This is a genomic window from Streptomyces sp. CA-106110, assembly GCF_050936285.1.
GTDB lineage: Bacteria > Actinomycetota > Actinomycetes > Streptomycetales > Streptomycetaceae > Streptomyces.
The window spans coordinates 5,187,234-5,208,461 of sequence record NZ_JBNJNB010000001.1 but is presented as its reverse complement, the minus strand read 5'-3'; the positions used below and the strand labels follow the sequence as shown (position 1 = coordinate 5,208,461).

Annotated in this window: 17 protein-coding genes; 11 read left to right on the top strand and 6 right to left on the bottom strand. The window is 70.3% G+C overall.

The window, feature by feature from the left end; genetic code table 11:
- Positions 1–2 precede the first annotated feature (2 nt).
- Both rpsI and glmM read left to right on the top strand, forming a co-directional pair.
- Positions 3–515 (top strand): 30S ribosomal protein S9, encoded by a 513-nt coding sequence (rpsI, locus tag ACQEXA_RS23810; protein ID WP_359396322.1) that lies wholly within the window; start codon positions 3–5, stop codon positions 513–515.
- Between the two features lie 254 nt (positions 516–769).
- The gene (gene glmM, locus ACQEXA_RS23805; protein ID WP_359396325.1) at positions 770–2,128 is read left to right on the top strand and encodes a phosphoglucosamine mutase; all 1,359 of its coding nucleotides are present in this window, start codon (positions 770–772) and stop codon (positions 2,126–2,128) included.
- On the opposite strand, the gene ACQEXA_RS23800 is transcribed toward glmM, so the two are convergent.
- Positions 2,125–3,072 (bottom strand): DUF389 domain-containing protein, encoded by a 948-nt coding sequence (locus ACQEXA_RS23800; protein ID WP_432931505.1) that lies wholly within the window; start codon positions 3,070–3,072, stop codon positions 2,125–2,127. The two genes, glmM and ACQEXA_RS23800, sit on opposite strands and share 4 nt — an antisense overlap.
- A 215-nt stretch (positions 3,073–3,287) precedes the next feature.
- Here ACQEXA_RS23800 and ACQEXA_RS23795 point away from each other — a divergent pair, with 215 nt between their 5' ends.
- The gene (locus ACQEXA_RS23795) at positions 3,288–4,514 is read left to right on the top strand and encodes an RNA-guided endonuclease InsQ/TnpB family protein (RefSeq protein WP_433130968.1); all 1,227 of its coding nucleotides are present in this window, start codon (positions 3,288–3,290) and stop codon (positions 4,512–4,514) included.
- Between the two features lie 94 nt (positions 4,515–4,608).
- Here the strand turns inward: ACQEXA_RS23795 and coaA are convergent, their stop codons facing one another.
- Positions 4,609–5,577 carry a type I pantothenate kinase gene (gene coaA / locus ACQEXA_RS23790; RefSeq protein WP_433134604.1) on the bottom strand — a complete coding sequence of 323 codons (969 nt, stop codon included), beginning with the start codon at positions 5,575–5,577 and terminating at the stop codon, positions 4,609–4,611.
- 462 nt (positions 5,578–6,039) lie between these two features.
- Here coaA and ACQEXA_RS23785 point away from each other — a divergent pair, with 462 nt between their 5' ends.
- Entirely contained in the window at positions 6,040–10,392 is a 4,353-nt protein-coding gene (locus tag ACQEXA_RS23785) for an Ig-like domain-containing protein (RefSeq protein WP_432931512.1), read from the top strand.
- A gap of 317 nt (positions 10,393–10,709) precedes the next feature.
- Complete coding sequence (gene glmS, locus ACQEXA_RS23780) at positions 10,710–12,557, top strand: glutamine--fructose-6-phosphate transaminase (isomerizing) (RefSeq protein ID WP_432931514.1); 1,848 nt, start codon at positions 10,710–10,712, stop codon at positions 12,555–12,557.
- A 378-nt stretch (positions 12,558–12,935) separates the two neighbouring features.
- Here the strand turns inward: glmS and ACQEXA_RS23775 are convergent, their stop codons facing one another.
- The 3 genes from ACQEXA_RS23775 to ACQEXA_RS23765 are packed head-to-tail and all read right to left on the bottom strand — an operon-like array spanning position 12,936 to position 14,955.
- Positions 12,936–13,901, bottom strand: a complete 966-nt coding sequence (locus tag ACQEXA_RS23775; RefSeq protein WP_433130966.1) for an RNA-guided endonuclease TnpB family protein — start codon at positions 13,899–13,901, stop codon at positions 12,936–12,938.
- Positions 13,898–14,383, bottom strand: coding sequence for a helix-turn-helix domain-containing protein (locus ACQEXA_RS23770; protein WP_432936869.1), 486 nt, complete (start codon positions 14,381–14,383; stop codon positions 13,898–13,900). The genes ACQEXA_RS23775 and ACQEXA_RS23770 overlap by 4 nt, the downstream gene beginning before the upstream one ends.
- A complete protein-coding gene (locus ACQEXA_RS23765) occupies positions 14,380–14,955 on the bottom strand; it encodes an IS607 family transposase (RefSeq protein WP_432936871.1) in 576 nt (191 codons plus the stop codon). The genes ACQEXA_RS23770 and ACQEXA_RS23765 overlap by 4 nt, the downstream gene beginning before the upstream one ends.
- Before the next feature lie 203 nt (positions 14,956–15,158).
- On the opposite strand from ACQEXA_RS23765, the gene ACQEXA_RS23760 reads away from it, so the two are divergent.
- The 6 genes from ACQEXA_RS23760 (at position 15,159) to ACQEXA_RS23735 (ending at position 20,591) form a co-directional block, all read left to right on the top strand.
- Positions 15,159–15,530 carry a holo-ACP synthase gene (locus ACQEXA_RS23760; protein WP_432931522.1) on the top strand — a complete coding sequence of 124 codons (372 nt, stop codon included), beginning with the start codon at positions 15,159–15,161 and terminating at the stop codon, positions 15,528–15,530.
- A 47-nt stretch (positions 15,531–15,577) separates the two neighbouring features.
- Positions 15,578–17,008 carry an NAD(P)H-hydrate dehydratase gene (locus ACQEXA_RS23755; RefSeq protein ID WP_432931524.1) on the top strand — a complete coding sequence of 477 codons (1,431 nt, stop codon included), beginning with the start codon at positions 15,578–15,580 and terminating at the stop codon, positions 17,006–17,008.
- A gap of 208 nt (positions 17,009–17,216) precedes the next feature.
- Complete coding sequence (alr, locus tag ACQEXA_RS23750; protein ID WP_432931526.1) at positions 17,217–18,380, top strand: alanine racemase; 1,164 nt, start codon at positions 17,217–17,219, stop codon at positions 18,378–18,380.
- A gap of 68 nt (positions 18,381–18,448) precedes the next feature.
- Complete coding sequence (locus tag ACQEXA_RS23745) at positions 18,449–19,678, top strand: alpha/beta fold hydrolase (RefSeq protein WP_432931528.1); 1,230 nt, start codon at positions 18,449–18,451, stop codon at positions 19,676–19,678.
- Positions 19,647–20,177, top strand: a complete 531-nt coding sequence (gene tsaE, locus ACQEXA_RS23740) for a tRNA (adenosine(37)-N6)-threonylcarbamoyltransferase complex ATPase subunit type 1 TsaE (protein ID WP_433130964.1) — start codon at positions 19,647–19,649, stop codon at positions 20,175–20,177. The genes ACQEXA_RS23745 and tsaE overlap by 32 nt, the downstream gene beginning before the upstream one ends.
- Before the next feature lie 231 nt (positions 20,178–20,408).
- The gene (locus ACQEXA_RS23735; protein WP_432931532.1) at positions 20,409–20,591 is read left to right on the top strand and encodes a hypothetical protein; all 183 of its coding nucleotides are present in this window, start codon (positions 20,409–20,411) and stop codon (positions 20,589–20,591) included.
- Positions 20,592–20,617: 26 nt separating this feature from the next.
- Here ACQEXA_RS23735 and ACQEXA_RS23730 read toward each other — a convergent pair whose 3' ends face one another.
- Positions 20,618–21,175, bottom strand: coding sequence for a hypothetical protein (locus ACQEXA_RS23730; RefSeq protein WP_432931534.1), 558 nt, complete (start codon positions 21,173–21,175; stop codon positions 20,618–20,620).
- Between the last annotated feature and the right edge of the window lie 53 nt (positions 21,176–21,228).

Below are 21,228 nucleotides of genomic sequence, written 5' to 3'. Positions count from 1 at the left end.
TCGTGGCCGAGACCACTGCCGAGCAGCCGCTCGAAGAGCTTGACATCGACAGCTACACCACCGAGACCGAGGTCCCGGTGGAGGGTGAGTACACCTCCGAGTCCCTCGCGTCCCGCTTCGGCGAGCCCCAGCCGGCCGCCGGCCTGGGCCGCCGCAAGAACGCCATCGCCCGCGTCCGGATCGTTCCGGGCACCGGGAAGTGGAAGATCAACGGCCGCACCCTCGAGGACTACTTCCCGAACAAGGTGCACCAGCAGGAAGTCAACGAGCCCTTCAAGGTGCTCGAGCTCGAGGGCCGTTACGACATCATCGCCCGCATTGCGGGTGGCGGCGTCTCCGGTCAGGCCGGTGCGCTCCGTCTGGGTGTCGCCCGTGCGCTGAACGAGGCGGACGTCGACAACAACCGTGGCCCGCTGAAGAAGGCCGGCTTCCTGCGCCGCGACGACCGCGCGGTCGAGCGGAAGAAGGCCGGTCTGAAGAAGGCCCGCAAGGCTCCGCAGTACAGCAAGCGCTGATCGCGTCCGCTGGTCGCGGCAGGCGTCGCACCGCCTGAAGCACGCACGCATCGCCCCGGCAGCACGCTCTGTGCAGCCGGGGCGGTTCGTTTCGGGGGGAGTCGCTTATCACAGGCTTATGGAGCAATCCCGACAGGCGCGGGAGAGCTGCGGGGGATAAGCCTGAAGAGGGGCCCGAGGGTGTACGCATCCCGTCCCCGTCTGAACACTCGGCAAGAGCCGCACATAGGCAGCAAGGTTCGGAGGACACCACAGTGGGACGACTCTTCGGCACGGACGGCGTGCGCGGCGTCGCCAACGCGGATTTGACGGCCGAGATGGCGCTCGGTCTCTCCGTCGCGGCGGCGCACGTACTCGCCGAGGCGGGTACCTTCGAGGGCCACAAGCCGACGGCGGTGGTCGGACGGGACCCGCGTGCGTCCGGGGAGTTCCTGGAAGCCGCGATGGTGGCCGGGCTCGCCAGCGCCGGCGTGGACGTGCTGCGCGTCGGTGTGCTGCCCACCCCGGCCGTCGCGTACCTGACCGGCGCGCTCGGCGCCGACCTGGGCGTGATGCTCTCCGCCAGCCACAACGCCATGCCCGACAACGGCATCAAATTCTTCGCCCGCGGCGGGCACAAGCTCGCCGACGAGCTCGAGGACAAGATCGAGGCCGTCTACGAGGAGCACCGCACCGGCGCTCCCTGGGACCGGCCCACCGGCGCCGGGGTCGGCCGGGTGAAGTCCTACGACGAGGGCTTCGACCAGTACGTGGCCCACCTCCTGGACGTCCTGCCGAACCGGCTCGACGGCATCAAGGTCGTCCTCGACGAGGCGCACGGCGCGGCCTCCCGGGTCTCGCCGCAGGCCTTCGCGCGGGCCGGTGCCGAGATCGTCACGATCGGTGCGGAGCCGGACGGGCTCAACATCAACGACGGGTGCGGCTCCACCCACCTGGACAAGCTGAAGGCAGCCGTGGTCGAGCACGGCGCCGACCTCGGCATCGCGCACGACGGCGACGCCGACCGCTGCCTCGCCGTGGACCACACGGGCGCGGAGGTGGACGGCGACCAGATCCTGGCCGTGATCGCGCTGGCGATGCGGGAACGTTCCGCACTGCGCTCCGGCACCGTCGTCGCGACCGTCATGTCGAATCTGGGCTTCAAGCTGGCCATGGAGCGCGAGGGCATCCACCTGGTGCAGACCGCGGTCGGCGACCGGTACGTGCTGGAGGAGATGAAGGAGAAAGGCTACGCCCTCGGCGGGGAGCAGTCCGGCCACGTCATCATCCTCGACCACGCCACCACCGGCGACGGCACACTGACCGGCCTGATGCTGGCAGCCCGGATCGCGCAGACCGGCCGTACGCTCAGGGACCTCGCGTCCGTGATGGAGCGACTGCCGCAGGTCCTCGTGAATGTCCCGGACGTCGATAAGTCCCGGGTCGCCACCTCCGCGGAGCTGGCCACCGCCGTCACCGAGGCCGAGCGTGAACTGGGCACCACCGGGCGGGTGCTGCTCCGGCCGTCGGGCACCGAGCCGCTCGTCCGGGTCATGGTCGAGGCCGCCGACATCGAGCAGGCGAGGTCCGTGGCGGGCCGGCTCGCGGACGCGGTGAAGTCGGCGCTCGGCTAGAACTGCCCGGCCCTGAGGGTACGTTCGCGCTGTCTGGCCCAGAACAACTTCTGGGCCAGCAGGGTGAGCGTGCCGGCGAGCACGATGCCCAGCAGGTTCAGCAGGAGCTGTTCGCTCGATCCCCACGCCTGGCGGTACTCGTCGTAGGTGAAGGCGACGGCGGCGTTCGCGGCGGCCGGGACCGTGGTCACCGAGATCGCCACGCCGACCAGCGCCCCCGACTTCGCCGACGTCAGCGAGAGCGTGCCGGCGATCCCGGCGAGGACCGCGACGACGAACGAGAACGCGTCCGGCCGGTAGATGAAGTTGGTGTTGGGCCGCTCGGCGTCCAGCTTGACCCGGCTGAACAGATCCACGGCGTCCATGAAATACGTGAACCCGACGGTCACCAGCATGGCCACCGCGAAACCGACCAGGAGCGCGTTCATCGAGCGGAGGGCCAGTCGGGGCGCCCGCCGCACCAACGCCGTGCTCAGCCCCGCCAGCGGGCCGAACTCCGGGCCCACCGCCATCGCGCCGACGATCAGGATCGCGTTGTCGAGGACGACACCGCAGGCCGCGATCATCGTGGCCAGCGTCAGGAAGGCGACATAGGTGACCGAGAGCGTCGACTCCTCGTGCGTGGCGTCCGCGAGGTGCTCCCAGAGCACCGCGTCGGCGCCCTCGCCGGGGGCCTCCTCCTCGGCCTTCTCGCCGCGCTTCGAGATCGACAGGTCGATGTTCTCCACGGCGATCGAGCCGGTCCCGTCCAGCCCCGATCCCCGTAGTGCACCGATCAGTTCGTCGCCCGCCTCACGGGCGACGTCGCACATCACGACGTCGCCGGCAGGATTGCGGGCGGCGCCCGGTATCACGACGAGGTGCGTGGTGCCGACCGTCCTCTCGACCAGACGCACCACGTCGTCCGTACGCTCGGCCGGGGTGATGAGACGCAGATGCAGCATGACGCCTTTTTAACAGGCTCCGGCGAACCGGTTCACCGGGTTCCTCCGAGGATGCCCCGGCCTTCAGGCCGGGGAGGAATGGGACTCCTGCGGAGCAGGGCGGGGAAAGGGCAATCGCCGCCAGGGTGATTGGCCGTCCACCACGGGGCGGGGTGAGTAGGCCCGCTTTGATCAAGAGCTCTCAACTGTCAGTCCTCCCGGATAGATTCGGGTTCATGACGACGGACGCGACGACGGATGGGGATGCCGGGCATGCCCGGTACACGTATCGTCTTCGTGTGTCCGCCGGCGCGCGGGCTGCGCTCGAAGCGGAGTGGGACCGGTGCCGCTGGATCTGGAACGAGTGCGTGGCCAAGTCCAAGGCCGTGTACCTGCACAACAAGGTGCGTTCCGCGGACAAGCTGACGTGTGGTCCAGCGCAGCTCGACAAGATGCTGACCCAGGCGCGTCGGGTGACGCCGTGGCTCGCGCAGGGCACGAGCGTGCCGCAGCAGCAGGTCATACGCGACTTCGCGACATCGCGGGCGAAGGCGCTGGGGGACATCAAGGCCCGGCTGCCGATGCGGCAGCGTGCGGGGATGCCCCGCTGGAAGAAGAAGCGGGAGGCCGATCCGTCGTTGAACTACACCCGGCGTGGGTTCCGTTTCAAGGACGGGCGCCTGTACCTGGCGGGCGGGATCGTGCTGACGGTGGTGTGGTCGCGCCGGCTGCCCAAGGCGCCGTCCTCGGTGCGCGTGTACCGCGACAGTATCGGGCATTGGTATGCGTCCTTCGTGACCGCCGCCACCACTGAGCACCTGCCAGAGACCGGCCGCGTGATCGGGATCGACTGGGGCGTCAAGGAGAGTGCGACCACCACGAGCGACGATTACGACCTTCCCCACGCCCAGCATGGGAAGAAGGCCCAGGCGAAGCTCTCGCGCTATGACCGGATGATGGCCCGACGCCGACCGGCCAAGGGGCAGGCCGCCTCGAAGGGCTACCGCGAGGCGAAGAAGCTGCGCGCGAAGGCGTACGCCAAGGTCGCCGGGCAGCGTCAGGACACCGGCCGCAAGTGGGCCAAGTCCGTGGTCTGCGACCATGACCGGATCGCGGTGGAAGACTTCCGCCCGAAGTTCCTCGCGAAGACCACCATGGCCGAGAAGGCGGCCGACGCCGCTATCTCGGCAACCAAGCGCGCCCTGATCGAGATGGGCCGCAAGCATGGGCGGGATGTGCGCCTGGTGCATCCCGCGCACACCACGATGGAGTGCGCAGACTGCGGAGCGAGAACCAAGCACGCGCTGCTTCTCTGGGAGCGAACGTATACCTGCACGCGATGCGGAGCCGTGCGCCCTCGGGACAAGAATTCCGCGTTCGTGATGCTGGTCCGGGCGGGTTGGTGCCCGGCAGGTGCTGAGGGCGTAAGACCTTCCGGGCCGCCGGCCCGGAAGGCTGCCTGAGCCTGGAATCCCCACACACGCCCGAAGGCGCCCCGCAAGGGGCGTCCGGCCGCAAGGCCGGACGGGAACCCCCCGCCTTCAGACGGGGGAGCCTTCAAAGCTTGCGCAGGCTGAGCCGCTGCACCTTGTGGTCCGGGCCCTTGCGCAGCACCAGGGTCGCGCGGCCGCGCGTGGGAGCGACGTTCTCCACCAGGTTCGGCCTGTTGATGGTCCGCCACATGGTGCGGGCGTAGTCGAGGGCCTCCTCCTCGGCGACCTGGGTGTACTTGCGGAAGTACGACGACGGGTCCTGGAAGGCCGTCTGACGCAGTTTCCGGAACCGGTTGAGGTACCAGCTCTCGATGTCCTCGGTGCGGGCGTCGACGTACACGCTGAAGTCGAAGTAGTCCGCGAGGGCGACGCGGGTGCGGCCGTCCTTGCCGGGGAGGGCGGGCTGGAGCACGTTGAGGCCCTCGACGATGAGGATGTCCGGGCGGCGGACGGTCAGCTTCTGGCCGGGGACGATGTCGTAGATCAGGTGGGAGTAGACCGGGGCCGTCACCTCGTCCTTGCCGGCCTTGATGTCGGCGACGAAACGGGTCAGCGCCCGGCGGTCGTACGACTCGGGGAAGCCCTTGCGCGACATGAGCCCACGGGCCTGGAGTTCCTTGGTGGGCAGCAGGAAGCCGTCGGTGGTGACGAGTTCCACGCGCGGGTGTTCGGGCCACCGGGAGAGCAGGGCCTGGAGCAGGCGGGCGACGGTCGACTTGCCGACCGCCACGGAACCCGCCACGCCTATCACGAACGGGGTACCGGACTGGGAGCCCTGCTCACCGAGGAAGGTGTTCAGGGCACCTCTGAGGCCGTCCGTGGCGCCCACGTAGAGGTTGAGCAGCCGGGACAGCGGCAGGTAGATGTCCCGCACCTCGTCGAGGTCGATGACGTCGCCCAGACCGCGCAGCTTCTCGACCTCCTCGGCGGTCAGCGGCAGCGGCGTCTTGTCGCGCAGCGCGCTCCACTCGGCACGGGTGAGGTCGACGTAGGGAGTCGCCTCCGGCTTGGGCCGGTGGGCGCTCCGGGGCATCGAGGAGACCGGAGAGATCACAGTCCATTGTTAACGGAGTTTGAACTGGACTGTGGGTGGGGTGCGTCACGTGGGCGCCAGGGATCCGTAAGCGATCACGGCCGAGCTGCTGGAGAAGAAGCAGCGGTCCTTCGGGCCCCGCTCTTCTGCTCACGTGGCGGAAGGCAGGTCGGGCCGGTGTCGAGGGCCGATCTCGCGACTGCGTCTGGCTCAGGCGGGGGCCTCGCCATCGCGGGATTCCTGCGCTCGCACCGCGAGAGATGACGATCTTAGATCGAAGTGTGCGCAAGTGGTGTGGTAATCGGCCATTCGATGGTATGAACAACCACTTGTTCTTCACGTTTGTGTCGTGCCTGTGACCACTCCGGGCGCGAATATCGGAGGGGGTCCGGTTTGGCCGGGTTTTTTGCGTCCGCACGCCGCGGGCGCAATCGCGAGCGGCGACACAGACGGCTGTTCGCCATGGCAGCTGTGGCTGGTGCGGCACTCATCGGAACGTTGATCGGTCCGGCGATACCTTCGGCCCAGGCCGACCAGACCACGCAGGGCGTCGAGAACTTGCGCACCAACTGGGACCAGAACGAAGCCGGGCTCTCCCCGGCGGTTGTCCAGTCGTCTGCCTTCGGCCAGCTCTTCGCCACCAAGTTGGACGGGCAGATATACGCCCAGCCGCTGGTGCTGGGTGACCAGGTGATCGCGGTCACCGAGAGCAACACGGTGTACGGCCTCGACCGCACCACCGGGGCGATCAAGTGGAGCAAGAACTACGGACCGGCGTGGCCGGCCTCCGCGATCGGCTGCGGTGACCTGGTGCCCAATGTGGGGGCGACCGCGACCCCCGTCTACGATCCCGCCACCCATGCCCTCTACTTCACGACCAAGGTGGACGACGGGACGTCCACGCACCGCCATCCGAAGTGGCTGATGCATGCGGTGGACCCGACATCAGGAACCGAGCTCTCGGGGTGGCCGGTCACCATCAGCGGGAGCCCGAGCAATGACCCGAGCAACAGTTTCGACGCCTACTACGAGCAGCAGCGCCCCGGCCTGCTGCTGATGGACGGTGTTGTCTACGCGGGCTTCGGCGGCCACTGCGACGCATGGCCGTACCGTGGATACGTGGTCGGCGTGAGCACCACCGAACACCACATCACCTCGATGTGGGCCTCGGTGACCGGTGCCGGCACGGGTGGCGCCGGCATCTGGCAGGCGGGCGGCGGCCTGGTCTCCGACGGTTCCGGCCGGATCTTCTTCAGCACCGGAAACGGCATCAGCCCGGCCCCTGGGTCGGGCAAGACCGTGCAGGGAACCCTGGCCGAGTCCGTCGTCCGCCTCCAGGTCAACGCGGACAACAGCCTCAGTACGGCTGACTTCTTCAGCCCGAGCAACGCCTCCACCCTGGACCTGAACGACCAGGACATCTCCTCGGGCGCCCCGATGGCACTGCCGGACGGCTTCGGCACCAGCGAGCACCCCCACCTGCTGGTCCAGCAGGGCAAGGACGGCCGGGTGTTCCTGCTCGACCGCGACAACCTCGGCGGCATGGGCCAGGGAGGCTCGGGCGGCGACGCTGCGGTAGGCGTGTCCGGCCCCTACCAGGGAATGTGGGGGCATCCCGCGTTCTGGGGCGGTGACGGCGGCTATGTCTATGTCGTCGGCAACTACGGACCTCTGCGCGCACTCAAGTACGGCGTACGCAACGGCGGCACGCCCGCGCTCACCCTCACCGGCCAGAGTCAGGACACCTTCGGCTACACCAGCGGCTCTCCCCTCGTCACGTCCAACGGCAGGGACGATTCCAGCGCCCTGGTGTGGGTGGTCTCCGCGAGCAACGCTTCCGGGGCCAACGGCACCCTGCGCGCCTACAGCCCCACCCCGGACGGCAACGGCCTGCTGCAGCTGCTGTGGTCCGCACCGATCGGCACGGCAACGAAGTTCAGCACTCCGACCGCCAACAACGGCAAGGTCTACGTCGGCACCCGCGACGGTGTGCTCTATGGTTTCGGCAGCCCGGCCAGGACCGCCCTGACCGCGGCCTCTCTCGACTTCGGCCAGATCGGTGTGGGCAGCAGCAACTCGGCCGACATGAAGCTGACAGCCACGCAGGACGTCAGTATCACCGGCCTCAAGGCCTCCAACGCGTTCTCGGTCGACCCGTCCGCCGTGCCCACGCCTGAGCAGCCCACGGCGCTGGCGAAGGATGCCACGCTGGATGTACCGATCAGCTTCGCTCCCACGACCACCGGCGGCATCAACGGCACACTGACAGCGAATCTGTCGGACGGCCAGAAGCTGGTCTTCGCACTCCACGGCGTCGGCACCAGGCCCGGTCTCGGGGCGGCACCAGGCGCCATGGACTTCGGGGAAGTGCCCACCGGCAGCACCTCGACGCTGAACCTGCAGATCACCAACACCGGTACCGAAGCGGAGTCGATCGACTCGATCGCCCCGCCCACCGGCTCGTTCGCCGCCTCGGGCCTGCCGAGCGCGGGCACGCTCGTCCCAGCCGGTGGTTCGTTCGTGCTCTCGGTCACCTACAGGCCGGTCGGCAGCCAGGATGACAGCGACGCACTCGTCGTCAGCAGCAGCAGCGGCGGCGCCGCGCACACTCTGAGCGTGCCGGTCAACGGAACGGCCATCACGGGACAGGGGCACCTGGAGTTCTCCACGAGCTCGCTGGACTTCGGTTCGGTCCCGATCGGCAGCTCGAAGTCGCTCTCGTTCACCATCACCAACACCGGCAACATCCCGGTGACCGTGACCAAGGCCAAGGCGCCGACGGGTGACTTCAACAGCCCGATGCAGCTGTCCGAGGGCCTGGTCATCGGTCCCGAACAGACCGCCGTGCAGAGCGTGACGTTCACTCCGCGCTCGGCCGCGGATCTGAGCGCCTTCTACGAGGTCACCGGAACCGGCGTCGACGCGAACGGAACCGCCCAGGGCGCCATGTACGTGTCGATCAAGGGCACCGGCACCGGTACCGCCACGAGCACCTCGGCCAAGGACGGGCTGTGGCAGGCCAACGGCTCGGCGGTGCCGGCCGACGACGGCAGCGTCCAGCTGACCCCGGCCACCGGCAACCAGGCGGGCACGGTGGTGTACACCAAGCCGCTGCGCACCGAGGGCCTGCGGGCCACCTTCACCGCGAAGTTCGGCCCTGGTAGCGACGGGAACGGCATGACGCTCTCCCTCCTCGACCCCGCCCAGAACTCCGCCTCGGCACTGGGCGCGGCCGGCGGCGGCCTCGGCATCGCGGGGCGGCCGGGCGTGGTGATCGCGCTCGACACCGCCTGGAACAGCACGCTGCGAACGATGAACTTCGTGGGTGTCGGCTACAGCTCAGCGAACTCATCGGCGATCGACTACCAGTCGGTGGCGAAACTCAGCACCTCCCTGCGCCAGGGCACGCACCAGGTGGACGTCCAGGTCGACGCCGGCCATGTGTACGTCTGGGTCGACGGGACGCAGGTACTGGACGCAACACCGAAGCTGACCTCCAGCGCACTCGTCGCCTTCTCCGGCGCCACGGGCGACAGTGCTGACGCGCAGACCGTAAGCGGCCTGGTCGTCAGCGAGGCGCCTACGGCACCGCAACCCAAGGCGGCAACCTCGCTCAACCTCACCGCCCCGAGCACGGGTGTCCCGGGCCGGCCGTTGACCGTCGGCGGCACGCTGACGTCGTCCGCGGCGCTTCCCGCGGGTCAGGTCGTGCACATCACGCGGAACGGAGCGGCACTGAGGGATGCGACGACGGCGACGAACGGCTCCTTCACGTTCAGCGACATTCCGCCGGCGGAGGGCACCTACACCTACGCTGCCGGTTACGCGGGGGACGCGACCCACGAGACGGCAAGCGCTGCGAGTCTCGTCCAGGTGTCCAAGCTGACCACCTCGGTCACTCTGACGGCTCCGGCCACGGCGACCCGCGCGCGCGCACTTACCGTGTCCGGGAAGCTCTCCGGCTCGCCCTTCGCCGCCGGTGGGGTCGTCAAGGTGACGAAGACCGACCTCGCCCACTCGTCCGGTGTCGCACTCGCCGACGCGAAGGTCGCCGCGGACGGTTCGTTCAGCTTCTCGGACACCCCGCAGGTCGGCGGCGCCAACACCTACAAGGTGGCCTACAACGGCGATATTTCACACAAGCCGAGCAGCCGCAACGCCACCGTCCAGGTCTCCCGGGCCTCGACGTCCCTGACCATCGCCACCGACCACTCGACGTACAAGTACGGCCAGTACGGGAAGGTCACCGCCCACCTGGGCACGACCAACAACCTGCGTGCGGTGGCGATCTACGCCCAGCCGTACGGCGGCAAGACGGTCCTGGTGAAGTCGGGCACGGTGGACTCCCACGGCAACTTGACGGGGTCTTACAAACTCACTCGCAACACCACGTTCAGCGTGGTGTTCGCCGGCGACTACCGCTACGCCCCGAAGACCGTCGCCCGAAGCGTGCACACCTCTGTGGGGATCTCGGAGAAACTGTCCGGTTACTACACGAACACGCACTACGGCAGCACCCTCTACCGGGTGTACCACCACACGGCCAAGGAGCAACTCGCCGTCACCGTCTCACCGAACAAGGCCGGCCAGTGCGTCGTCTTCCGCGTGCAGCGGTACTACAGCGGCGCCTGGCACACGCAGAGCACCACCCCCTGCTCCTCCCTCAGTTCCACCAGCACCGGCCACCAGCAGATGTCCCTCACCAAGGCCGTCAACAGCAGGTTCCGCGTGGCTGCGGAGTACGTCCACAGCAGCAAGGACAACACCAACCTCACCACCTGGGGCGCCTGGCAGTACTTCACCGTCAGGCAGTGAGCGGCGAGTCCGGTCCAGTGAAAGCCCCGCCCTGGTACAGCAGTACAGGGCGGGGCTTTCACTTGTCCGCCAGAGCCGGTGGGCTCGCGCGGGCGCCCGGCGAAGGCGTCGCGTAGGCCGGGCGTGGTCATGCCGCATGGGCTCCACGCATACGTGCCGGCCCACGACCGATCGGAACAAACCTGTGTTCGAAACCGTGGCTCGCCGAGCGCGGCCGGCCGCAGTTCCCGCCCGAGCGTTCGTACCCCGGTGGGAATTTCCGATTTCGGGCAAGTTCCGGGAGGTCCGGGCGCCACTCGGACCGTAGGCTGCGGCACATGTGCGGAATTGTGGGATACGTGGGACCGCAGTCGGCTCTCGACGTTGTCGTGGCGGGACTGAAGCGGCTTGAGTACCGGGGTTACGACTCGGCGGGCGTCGCCGTGCTCGCGGACGGGGGCCTGGCCGCCGCCAAGAAGGCGGGGAAGCTGGTCAACCTGGAGAAGGAACTGGTCGACCGGCCGCTGCCGACCGGCACCACGGGCCTCGGGCACACCCGCTGGGCCACCCACGGCGCTCCGACCGACGCCAACGCCCATCCGCACCTCGACAACGCGGGCCGCGTCGCCGTCGTCCACAACGGGATCATCGAGAACTTCGCGCTCCTGCGGTCCGAGCTGGAGGAGCGGGGCCACGCGCTCGGCTCGGAGACGGACACCGAGGTGGTCGCGCATCTGCTGGCGGAGGAGTTCTCCGCGACCGCGGACCTCGCGGAGGCGATGCGGCTGGTGTGCCAGCGGCTGGAGGGTGCGTTCACGCTGGTCGCGGTGCACGCCGACGAGCCGGATGTGGTCGTCGGCGCGCGCCGGAACTCGCCGCTCGTGGTGGGTGTCGGGAAGGGCGAGGCCTTCCTCGCCTCGGACGTGGCGGCCTTCATCGCCCACACCCGGTCGGCGATCGAACTGGGCCAGGACCAGGTGGTGGAGCTGCGCCGGGACGGCGTGACGGTCACCGGCTTCGACGGCCGGCCCGCCGACGTGCGCTCGTACCACGTCGACTGGGACGCCTCGGCCGCCGAGAAGGGCGGCTACGACTACTTCATGCTCAAGGAGATCGCCGAGCAGCCGAAAGCGGTCGCCGACACGCTGCTGGGCCGGATCGACACCGCAGGTTCGCTAAGGCTGGACGAGGTGCGGATCTCCACCGCGGAACTGCGCGAGGTCGACAAGATCGTCGTCGTGGCGTGCGGTACGGCCTTCCACGCCGGGATGATCGCCAAGTACGCCATCGAGCACTGGACCCGGATCCCCTGCGAGGTGGAGCTGGCCAGCGAGTTCCGCTACCGCGACCCGATCCTCGACCCGCGCACGCTGGTCATCGCCATCTCCCAGTCCGGCGAGACGATGGACACGCTGATGGCGCTGCGGCACGCCCGCGAGCAGGGCTCCAAGGTGCTGGCCATCTGCAACACCAACGGCTCGACGATCCCCCGGGAGTCGGACGCCGTGCTGTACACGCACGCGGGTCCGGAGGTCGCGGTCGCCTCCACCAAGGCGTTCCTGACCCAGCTCGTCGCCTGCTACCTGGTGGCCCTCTACCTGGGCCAGGTGCGCGGCACCAAGTGGGGCGACGAGATCCACGTGGTCATCCGCGACCTGTCGCAGATCTCCCGCCAGGTGGAGAAGGTCCTCGAGACCATGGAACCGGTACGGGAGCTCGCACGCTCGCTCGCGGGCAAGAACACCGTGCTGTTCCTGGGCCGGCACGTCGGCTACCCGGTGGCCCTCGAAGGCGCCCTCAAGCTCAAGGAACTGGCCTACATGCACGCCGAGGGATTCGCGGCGGGCGAGCTGAAGCACGGGCCCATCGCACTGATCGAGCAGGACCTGCCGGTCGTCGTGGTCGTACCCTCGCCGAGCGGCCGTTCGGTCCTGCACGACAAGATCGTCTCCAATATCCAGGAGATCCGGGCGAGGGGTGCGCGCACGATCGTGATCGCGGAGGAGGGCGACGAGGCGGTGGCTCCGTACGCCGACCATCTGATCCGCATCCCGGTGACACCGACGCTGCTTCAGCCGCTGGTCGCGACGGTGCCGTTGCAGGTGTTCGCCTGCGAGCTGGCAACGGCCCGCGGGAACGAGGTGGACCAGCCGCGCAACCTGGCGAAGTCGGTGACGGTGGAGTGAGCTTCTAGTCCTTCGACGAAGGTGCTGAAGGCTCCGGCCGGGAAGGAGAGAGTGGCCCTGGCCGGGGCCTTCTAGTCGCGGATGGCTAGGTACAGCGAGGCTCACCGTCGACCCCGGTCAGCGGCGTCGGACATGGCCTGCCTTGTACAGCGCCCAAGTCACCAGAACCAGCGGCGCCTCGGGGATGAGGACGGCGATCACGATGTCCTACTCCGGCTGAGGGTCGATGAGTTCGTCGGCGAGGACCATTCCGGCGACGAGGCCCCACACGGTGGCCATCGCCCCGATGAGCCCAGCAGATGCCGAGGGTCCAACCGTTGCCGAGACCGTAGTCAGGTCTCGGCCTTCCGGGCATTCCTGCCCGGAAGGTCCGTCACATCACCAAAGCGTGAGAGCTTCGGCGTGAGTACGGTCTCTCGTTTCTGTCTGCCGCTGGTGCGGCAGGGGTGCGCCACCTGCCCGCCCCGCCCCGGCCTTGCGGCTGCGGCGGGTGGTGCGGGTCTTGTGGTCGGCTCCACGAGGCTTCGACACCCGAGGGGCGTCCTGGTCTCCGGCCACTCCGGTACCAGTTGCTGCTGCCGCGAGGGCGGCGAGATTGCGGGCCGCGTTCTCGTCCCGGTCGAGGACCAGGCCGCAGACATCGCATCGGTAGGTCCGGACGTGCAGCGGCAGCTTGGCTTTCACCGCGCCGCAGCCGGAACAGGTCTTGGAAGAGGGGAACCAGCGGTCGGCGGCCACGATGCGGCAGCCATCCCGGCGGGTTTTGTAGGTGAGCTGGCGTCGGATCTCGCCGAATCCGGCGTCGGCGATGTGGCGGGCGAGGTGCCGGTTGCGGAGCATGCCGGCGACGTTGAGGTCTTCGACCACGACGGTGCCGTACTCGGCGGCCACGGCGGTGGTGAGCTTGTGCAGGGCGTAGGCACGGAGGTTTGCCACCCGGTGGTGTACCCGGTTGCGGGCCGCGTTGGCCTTCTCCCACCGCCTGGACGCCTTCTGTCCGGTGCGGCGGTCAGGGCCGCGGCGGCGGGAGACGACGCGGGATGCCCGGCGCAGCCGCTTCAGCGCGGCATCGAGGTGCCGGGGGTTGGGGACGGTGCGGATCTCTCCGTGGCTGTCGGCCATCACGGCGAGCGTCTTCACTCCAAGATCGACACCGGCTGCCGCACCTGGGCGGGCCACGCGCTGGATGTCCCGCTTCACCTCCACCTGGAAGGCGACGAACCACCGGCCACGCTCGTGCCGCGCGGTCGCCGACAGGATCCGGGCGGTCCCGGCCTGCACGCGAGTCAGGAGCTTGTGCGTGGGCTCGTGGGTGCGGATTGTGCCCAGCCGCGGCAGCGTCACATGCCTGCCATCGCCCTCGACACGGATCGTGCCGGTGGTGAATCGGCACGCCAGACCGCCTTCCGCTTCGACTTGAACCGGGGCATCTGGACCTTCTTGCCGCGCCGCTTGCCCTGCTTGGACTTGGCGTAGTTGTCGAACGCCACCGAGGCGTTGGCCAGGCCGGTGTTGTACGCCTCTTTGGAGTTCTCCTCCCACCACCCGGCGAACCTAGGGTCGGTGTGCTTGGCGGTGTTGAACGCCTTCCGCAGGGCGGGAAGCGACCAGGGCCGCCACTGCGTCAGCCCGGCCTCGGGCACGCCGTAGGTCTCCTCAGCCTTGCGCTGCCACCACGAGGCGCTCACCCAGCCCACCGCCCAGTTGTACGCGGCACGCGCCGCGCCGCAGTGCGAGACCAGCGCGGCCTGTTGGGCGGCGTTCGCATCCAGCGCGAATCGGAACGCCTGCACCACGAACCCGGGCTGCGGCTGGAACTTCTTCACTCCGCGGCCTCGCCCACCGCCACGGCCACCGCGCGTTCAGCACGGTTCTTCGCCGCCCGGCGCCCGTACAGGGGCGCGCACATCCAGGTCAGCACCTCGGTGATGTCGCGCACCAGGTCCTCGGTGGTCTCGGAAGCCTCGAGGACGAGCAGGCGCCGGCCGGACGCCGACAGGGCGGCTTCCAGGTGCTCGACGCCGAACCGAGCGAGGCGGTCGCGATGCTCGACCACGATCACGGCCGCGCTGGTATCCGCCAGGAGCCGGTGCAGCTTGCGGCGCCGCCCGTCCAGCCCGGACCCCACCTCCCTCACGACCTCGGCCACGGCCAGACCCTGCTGGTTCGCACCGGCCACGACGCGGGCAGCCTGCCGATCCAGATCCGCCTCCTGGTCGGCGGACGACACACGGCAGTACGCCACTACACGCCCGGACAGCCGGGCAGCGGGCTCGTCGACCAGCCACGTCCCCGACGGCGCCTGACGGACAGGAACGGGCATCTTCCCGTCCTTCACCCAACGCCAAGCCGTCTGGTAGCTCACACCCTGCTGACGCGCCCACTCCGAAAGCTTCACCCGGCCAAAGATAGACGACCAGAGATGACAACAGATGACTAGAAAATCTGTAGCAGTGGCTCGACCGGGCCAGCACCGTCGCGCAGGCGGAGGAGCTGTTCGGTGAGGACCCGGAGGGTCCCGGGTCCGCCGTGGGCTGACCGGATCCACGCACCGTCGATCGGTCGGACGCAGGCAGTCACCCAGACCTTAGGGTGCTCGGCATGAGCATCATCGGGGTCGGAATCGACGTGGCCGAGATCGACCGGTTCGCGGCGTCCTTGCGGCGTACGCCAGGGCTGGCCGAACGGCTGTTCCAGGAGAGCGAGTTGTTGCTGCCCAGCGGCGAGCGTCGGGGTATCGCCTCGCTCGCGGTCCGGTTCGCCGCGAAGGAGGCGCTCGCCAAGGCCCTCGGCGCCCCGGGGGGCCTGTACTGGACGGACGCCGAGGTGTTCGTCGAGGACAGCGGCCAGCCCCGGCTGCGGGTCACCGGGACCGTGGCGGCGCGGGCGGCCGAGTTGGGGGTGCGGTCCTGGCATGTGTCGCTCAGCCATGACGCCGGGGTGGCGTCGGCCGTGGTGATCGCGGAGGGCTGACGCCGAAATCGCGGCAACCCGTGCGCATCCGGGGCAGACTCGACCGCATGCGTACTGCTTACAGCGTCGACACCGTAAGGACAGCCGAACGAGAGCTCATGGCGCGGCTTCCGAAAGGCGCGCTCATGCAGCGCGCCGCCGCCGGACTGGCCGCCGCCTGTGCGGACTTGCTCGGCCGGGTGTACGGCAGCCGCGTCGTGCTGCTGGTGGGGAGCGGGGACAACGGCGGTGATGCCCTCTACGCCGGAGCCCGGCTCGCCCGGCGGGGCGCCGGGGTCACGGCCGTGCTGCTCGCCCCCGACCGTGCACACCCCGGCGGGCTGGCGGCGTTGCGCCGGGCGGGCGGGTCCGTGGCGCAGCCCGGGGCGGCCGAGGAACTGATCGAGCACGCCGACCTCGTCGTCGACGGAATCGTCGGGATCGGCGGCAAGGGCGGCCTCAGGCCGGACGCCGCACGGCTGGCCGCACTTGCCGGGGAGTCCGGCGCGGCCATCGTCGCCGTCGACCTGCCGAGCGGCGTGGAGGCCGACACCGGCGAGGTGCGCGGCCCCGCCGTACGGGCCGATCTGACGGTGACGTTCGGCACCCACAAGCCGGCCCTGCTCATCGACCCGGCCCGGGAGTACGCCGGTTCCGTACGGCTCGTCGACATCGGGCTCGCCTTGCCGGAGGAGCCCGAGCTGGAGGCGCTGCAGCACGCGGACGTGGCGGCGCTGCTGCCGCTGCCGCAGGCCGAGAGCGACAAGTACCGGCGCGGGGTGGTCGGGATCGCCGCCGGATCCGCGCGCTACCCGGGGGCGGCCGTGCTCGCCGTGGCGGGGGCGCTGCGGGGCGGCGCGGGAGCCGTGCGGTATGTGGGGCCCGCCGGGGGCGCGGTGATCTCCCGTTTCCCGGAGACCCTGGTCTCCGAACGGGGGCCCGCGAAGGCCGGCCGGGTGCAGGCCTGGGTCGTGGGGCCGGGCGCCGGGGACGACGCGGCGACCGTGGCGGAGGTGCTGGAGGCGGAGGTGCCGGTGCTCGTCGACGCGGACGGGCTGCGGCTGGCCGACCGCGACGCCGTACGCGGCCGGGGTGCGCCGACGCTGATGACCCCGCACGCCGGTGAGGCCGCCGCGCTGCTCGGGGTCTCGCGCGAGGAGGTCGAGGGGTCCCGGCTCACGGCGGCGCGGGAGCTGGCGTCGCGCTATGGGGCGACCGTGCTGCTCAAGGGGTCCACCACGCTGGTCGCGGACCCCGGCGGCGGCCCGGTGCGCGTGAACGCCACCGGCACTCCGTGGCTCGCGACCGCCGGCAGCGGGGACGTGCTGTCCGGGTTGTCCGGCTCGCTGCTCGCCGCGGGCCTGTCGACGCGGGACGCGGGAAGCGTGGCGGCGTATCTGCACGGGCTCGCGGGCCGGTACGCGGCGGACGGCGCCCCCGCCGGGGCCCATGACGTGGCGGACGCGCTCCCGGAGGCATGGCGGGACGTACGGGACTGAACAGGCGCGGCACGCCCCTTTCTTGGTGCCGCGGCGCTGCGTACGGGGGACCTGTCAGCGCGGCGCCCGGGCGTCCGCCGGACTCCGCGTTTTGCTGATCGCGTGCGCGCCCGCGGCACCCGCGGTGGCGCGGGCCCTGTACGCGGAAGGCCACGGGCGGGACCGGCGCCGCAGCCGCGTCGGACCCCTCTGAGACACTGGGGGCGCGATGACAAGTTCTGAGACAGCACCCCTGCGTGCCTGTGCCGAAATCGATCTGGGGGCCCTGCGGGCGAACGTCCGTTCCCTGCGCGCCCTCGCGCCCGGCGCCGCCCTGATGGCCGTGGTGAAGTCGGACGCGTACGGCCACGGGGCGGTGCCGTGCGCCCGCGCCGCGCTCGAAGCCGGTGCCGAGTGGCTCGGCACCGCCACGCCCGAAGAGGCGTTCGCGCTGCGTGAGGCCGGCCTGCCGGGGCGCGTTCTGTGCTGGCTCTGGACCCCCGGCGGCCCCTGGCGCCGTGCGATCGAGGCGGACGTCGACGTGTCCGTGAGCGGCATGTGGGCGCTGGAGGAGCTGCGCGAGGCGGCCGCCGCCGCGGGCGCGCCCGCCCGCGTCCACCTCAAGGCCGACACCGGCCTCGGCCGCAACGGCTGCCAGCCCGCCGACTGGCCGGAACTCGTCGCCGAGGCCCTGCGGGCCCAGGCGGACGGTCTGCTCACGGTCGTCGGACTGTGGTCGCACTTCGCCTGCGCGGACGAGCCAGGGCACCCCTCCGTACAGTCCCAGCTCGCCCGCTTCCGCGAGATGGTGGCGTACGCCGAGGAGCAGGGCGTACGGCCCGAGGTGCGCCACATCGCCAACTCGCCCGCCGCGCTGACCCTGCCCGAGTCCCGCTTCGACCTGGTCCGCACGGGCATCGCGATCTACGGTCTCTCGCCCAGCCCCGAGCTCGGCACCCCGGCCGACCTCGGGCTGCGCCCGGTGATGACGCTGAAGGCTTCGCTCGCCCTGGTGAAGCAGGTGCCCGGCGGTCACGGCGTCAGCTACGGACACCGGTACACCACTCCCGGCACCACGACTCTCGGCCTGATCCCCGTCGGCTATGCGGACGGCATTCCGCGCCATGCCTCGGGCGCCGGACCGGTCCTCGTCGACGGCAAGCTGCGCACGGTCGCCGGCCGGATCGCCATGGACCAGTTCGTGGTGGACCTGGGCGGCGATCAGCCCCCGCCCGGCACGGAGGCCGTCCTGTTCGGCTCCGGCGACCGCGGCGATCCCACCGCCGAGGACTGGGCGCAGGCGGCCGGAACCATCGCTTACGAAATCGTGACCCGGATCGGAACCCGAGTTCCCCGCGTCTACGTGAATGTGGATGCGGAACAAGTTGGGTAGCCCACACGGGTGAACCTGGGTAACCGAAGGCCGGACGGGCGGAGCCCCCGGCGGGGAGGAAGCGGGACGTGAGCGAGAGCAGTGCCGAGGCCGTGGAGGCCGTCGCCGGCGCCACTGCCTCTGGCTTCGGGAGCTGGCGTGTGGCCGGCCTCGCCGGCGCCGCGATAGGCGTGGTCGCGGCAGGCGCAGCCGCCGGAGTCGCGATAGAGCGGATGACGGTCGGCCGCGGTATGCGCCGCAAGGCGCGGCTCGCCCTCGACTCCGCGGGACCGTACGGCACACTCCGCGGCACCCCGGGCAAGGCGTACGCGGACGACGGCACCGCTCTGTACTACGAGGTCGACGACGTCGAACCGGAGGGCGGCCCCGCACCCCGCCGCCGCCGGCTCTTCGGCCGCAAGACCCCCGCCCCGGTCACCGTCATCTTCAGCCACGGCTACTGCCTGAACCAGGACTCCTGGCACTTCCAGCGCGCGGCGCTGCGCGGCGTCGTCCGCACGGTGCACTGGGACCAGCGCAGCCACGGCCGTTCGGCGCGGGGAATGGCCCAGGCCGAGGGCACGCCCCTCACCATCGACCAGCTCGGGCGCGACCTCAAGGCCGTGATAGACGCGGCCGCTCCCGAGGGACCCCTCGTGCTCGTCGGCCACTCCATGGGGGGCATGACGATCATGGCCCTGGCCGACCAGTACCCCGAACTGATCCGCGACCGGGTCGTCGGCGTCGCACTCGTCGGCACGTCGTCCGGGCGGCTCGGCGAGGTCAACTTCGGACTGCCGGTCGCGGGCGTCAACGCCGTCCGGCGCATCCTCCCCGGTGTGCTCAAGGCGCTGGGGCAGCAGGCCGAGCTGGTGGAGAGGGGGCGCAGGGCCACCGCCGACCTGTTCGCGGGGATCATCAAGCGGTACTCGTTCGCCTTGCGGGACGTCGACCCGGCCGTCGCCCGGTTCGCCGAGCGGATGATCGAGAGCACTCCGATCGACGTGGTCGCCGAGTTCTATCCCGCGTTCGCCGACCACGACAAGACGAACGCGCTGGCCTGCTTCGCGGACATGCCCGTGCTGGTGCTCGCGGGCATCAAGGACCTGGTCACGCCCAGCGAGCACAGCGAGGCGATCGCCGGTCTGCTGCCGGACGCCGAACTGGTGCTGGTGCCGGACGCCGGGCACCTGGTGATGCTGGAGCACCCGGAGGTCGTCACCGACCGCCTCGCCGACCTCCTGATGCGCTCGGGAGCGGTTCCGGCAGGGGCTACCGTGGGTGGCTATGGAAGCAGCAGCACCGTACAGCCCGGCTGACGCCCCGATGCCGGGCGTCACCATCGAGTTCACCGTCACCTCCCCCGAACAGATGCAGGAGCTGGGGTGCCGCCTGGCCAAGCTGGTGCGCGCCGGCGACCTCGTGATGCTGAACGGCGAGCTGGGCGCGGGCAAGACCACGCTGACCCGAGGGCTCGGCGAGGGGCTCGGAGTGCGGGGCGCGGTCACCTCGCCGACCTTCGTGATCGCCCGGGTGCACCCGTCCCTGGGGGACGGACCGCCGCTGGTCCACGTGGACGCGTATCGCCTGGGTGGCGGCCTCGACGAGATGGAGGACCTGGACCTCGACGTCTCGCTGCCCGAGTCCGTGGTCGTCGTGGAGTGGGGCGAGGGCAAGGTCGAGGACCTCACGGACGACCGGCTCCACGTGGTCATCCACCGTGCCGTCGGGGACACCACCGACGAGGTGCGGCACGTCTCCGTCACCGGAGTCGGACGGCGCTGGGCGACCGTGGATCTGACGGTGCTGTCGGCCTGACAGCCGTCACCGGGCGCCGCCCTGAGCCCCGGGACACCGCGTGCGGTCCCGGCGGTCGTTCCCTTCCGGGCCGTCTGCGCTGGTCGCACCGTCCCGGGCCGCTTGATGCCCCACGTCCCGACAACGCGTCGGGAAAATCTTGCGCCGCAGGTGCCGGGCATGGTCCCATGGACATCAGTCCATGGTTAGGCCTACCTAACCATGCCGCCCCCGCGACATCAGGAGGCGTCCATGTCGGCTTCAGAACGAGACGAGGCGCTGCCGCGCGTGGTGGCAGGGGCGGCCGGAGTGTCGATGCGGGACCTGCTGGCGTCGTGCGCCGCCGCGAAGGCGGTCTCGACACCGCCGCGGGACCCGGCTCCCGAGGTGCCGGCTGCGGCGCGGGGGCCCGAGAAGGACCGCAGGGCCGCGTAGCCGCCCCGGTACTGCGCAGCCCGGGGCTACTTGACGACGACGACCTTCTGGTCGCTCGTCGCGAACTCCCACATCGCGGTGCCGTCCGCCCGGGACTCGCGGATACCGCCCAGCTTCTTCGAGGTGTCGGGCTTGGGCGTCGAGCCGTCGATCGCCGCGCTGAAGCCGATCACCACGCCCCCGTTGCTCGCGAACCGCACGATGTGCTCGACCGGCGTCCCGTCCGAGCCGGGGCCGGAGGCGGTCCGCGAGGTCACCGGGTACGTGCCCGGCAGCGGGTCCACCGTCCCCGGGGTGACCTTGAAGGTGCGCTGCACCTTGTTGCCCGCGCCGACCAGCCACACCCGGTCGTCGCCGATCGAGTACACGACCCGCTCGCCGGTGCCGGAGCCGCCGGGCAGGACCGCCGGCTTCTTCTTGTTCTGCTGCGGCCCCTTGGACGTGGTGACCGGCGCCGACTTCTTGGCCTGCGGCTTGCCCAGCGAGTCGGGCACGTTCGCCGACGCCTGGTAGGCCAGGAAACCGACCACGGCGATCGCCGCCACGGTGAGCCCGGCCACGAATCCCGAGCTGCTCCTAGCCACCTGTGCCCACCTCTCGTCCCCGTACGCGGAAGGACTCGTCACCCGTATCCGTC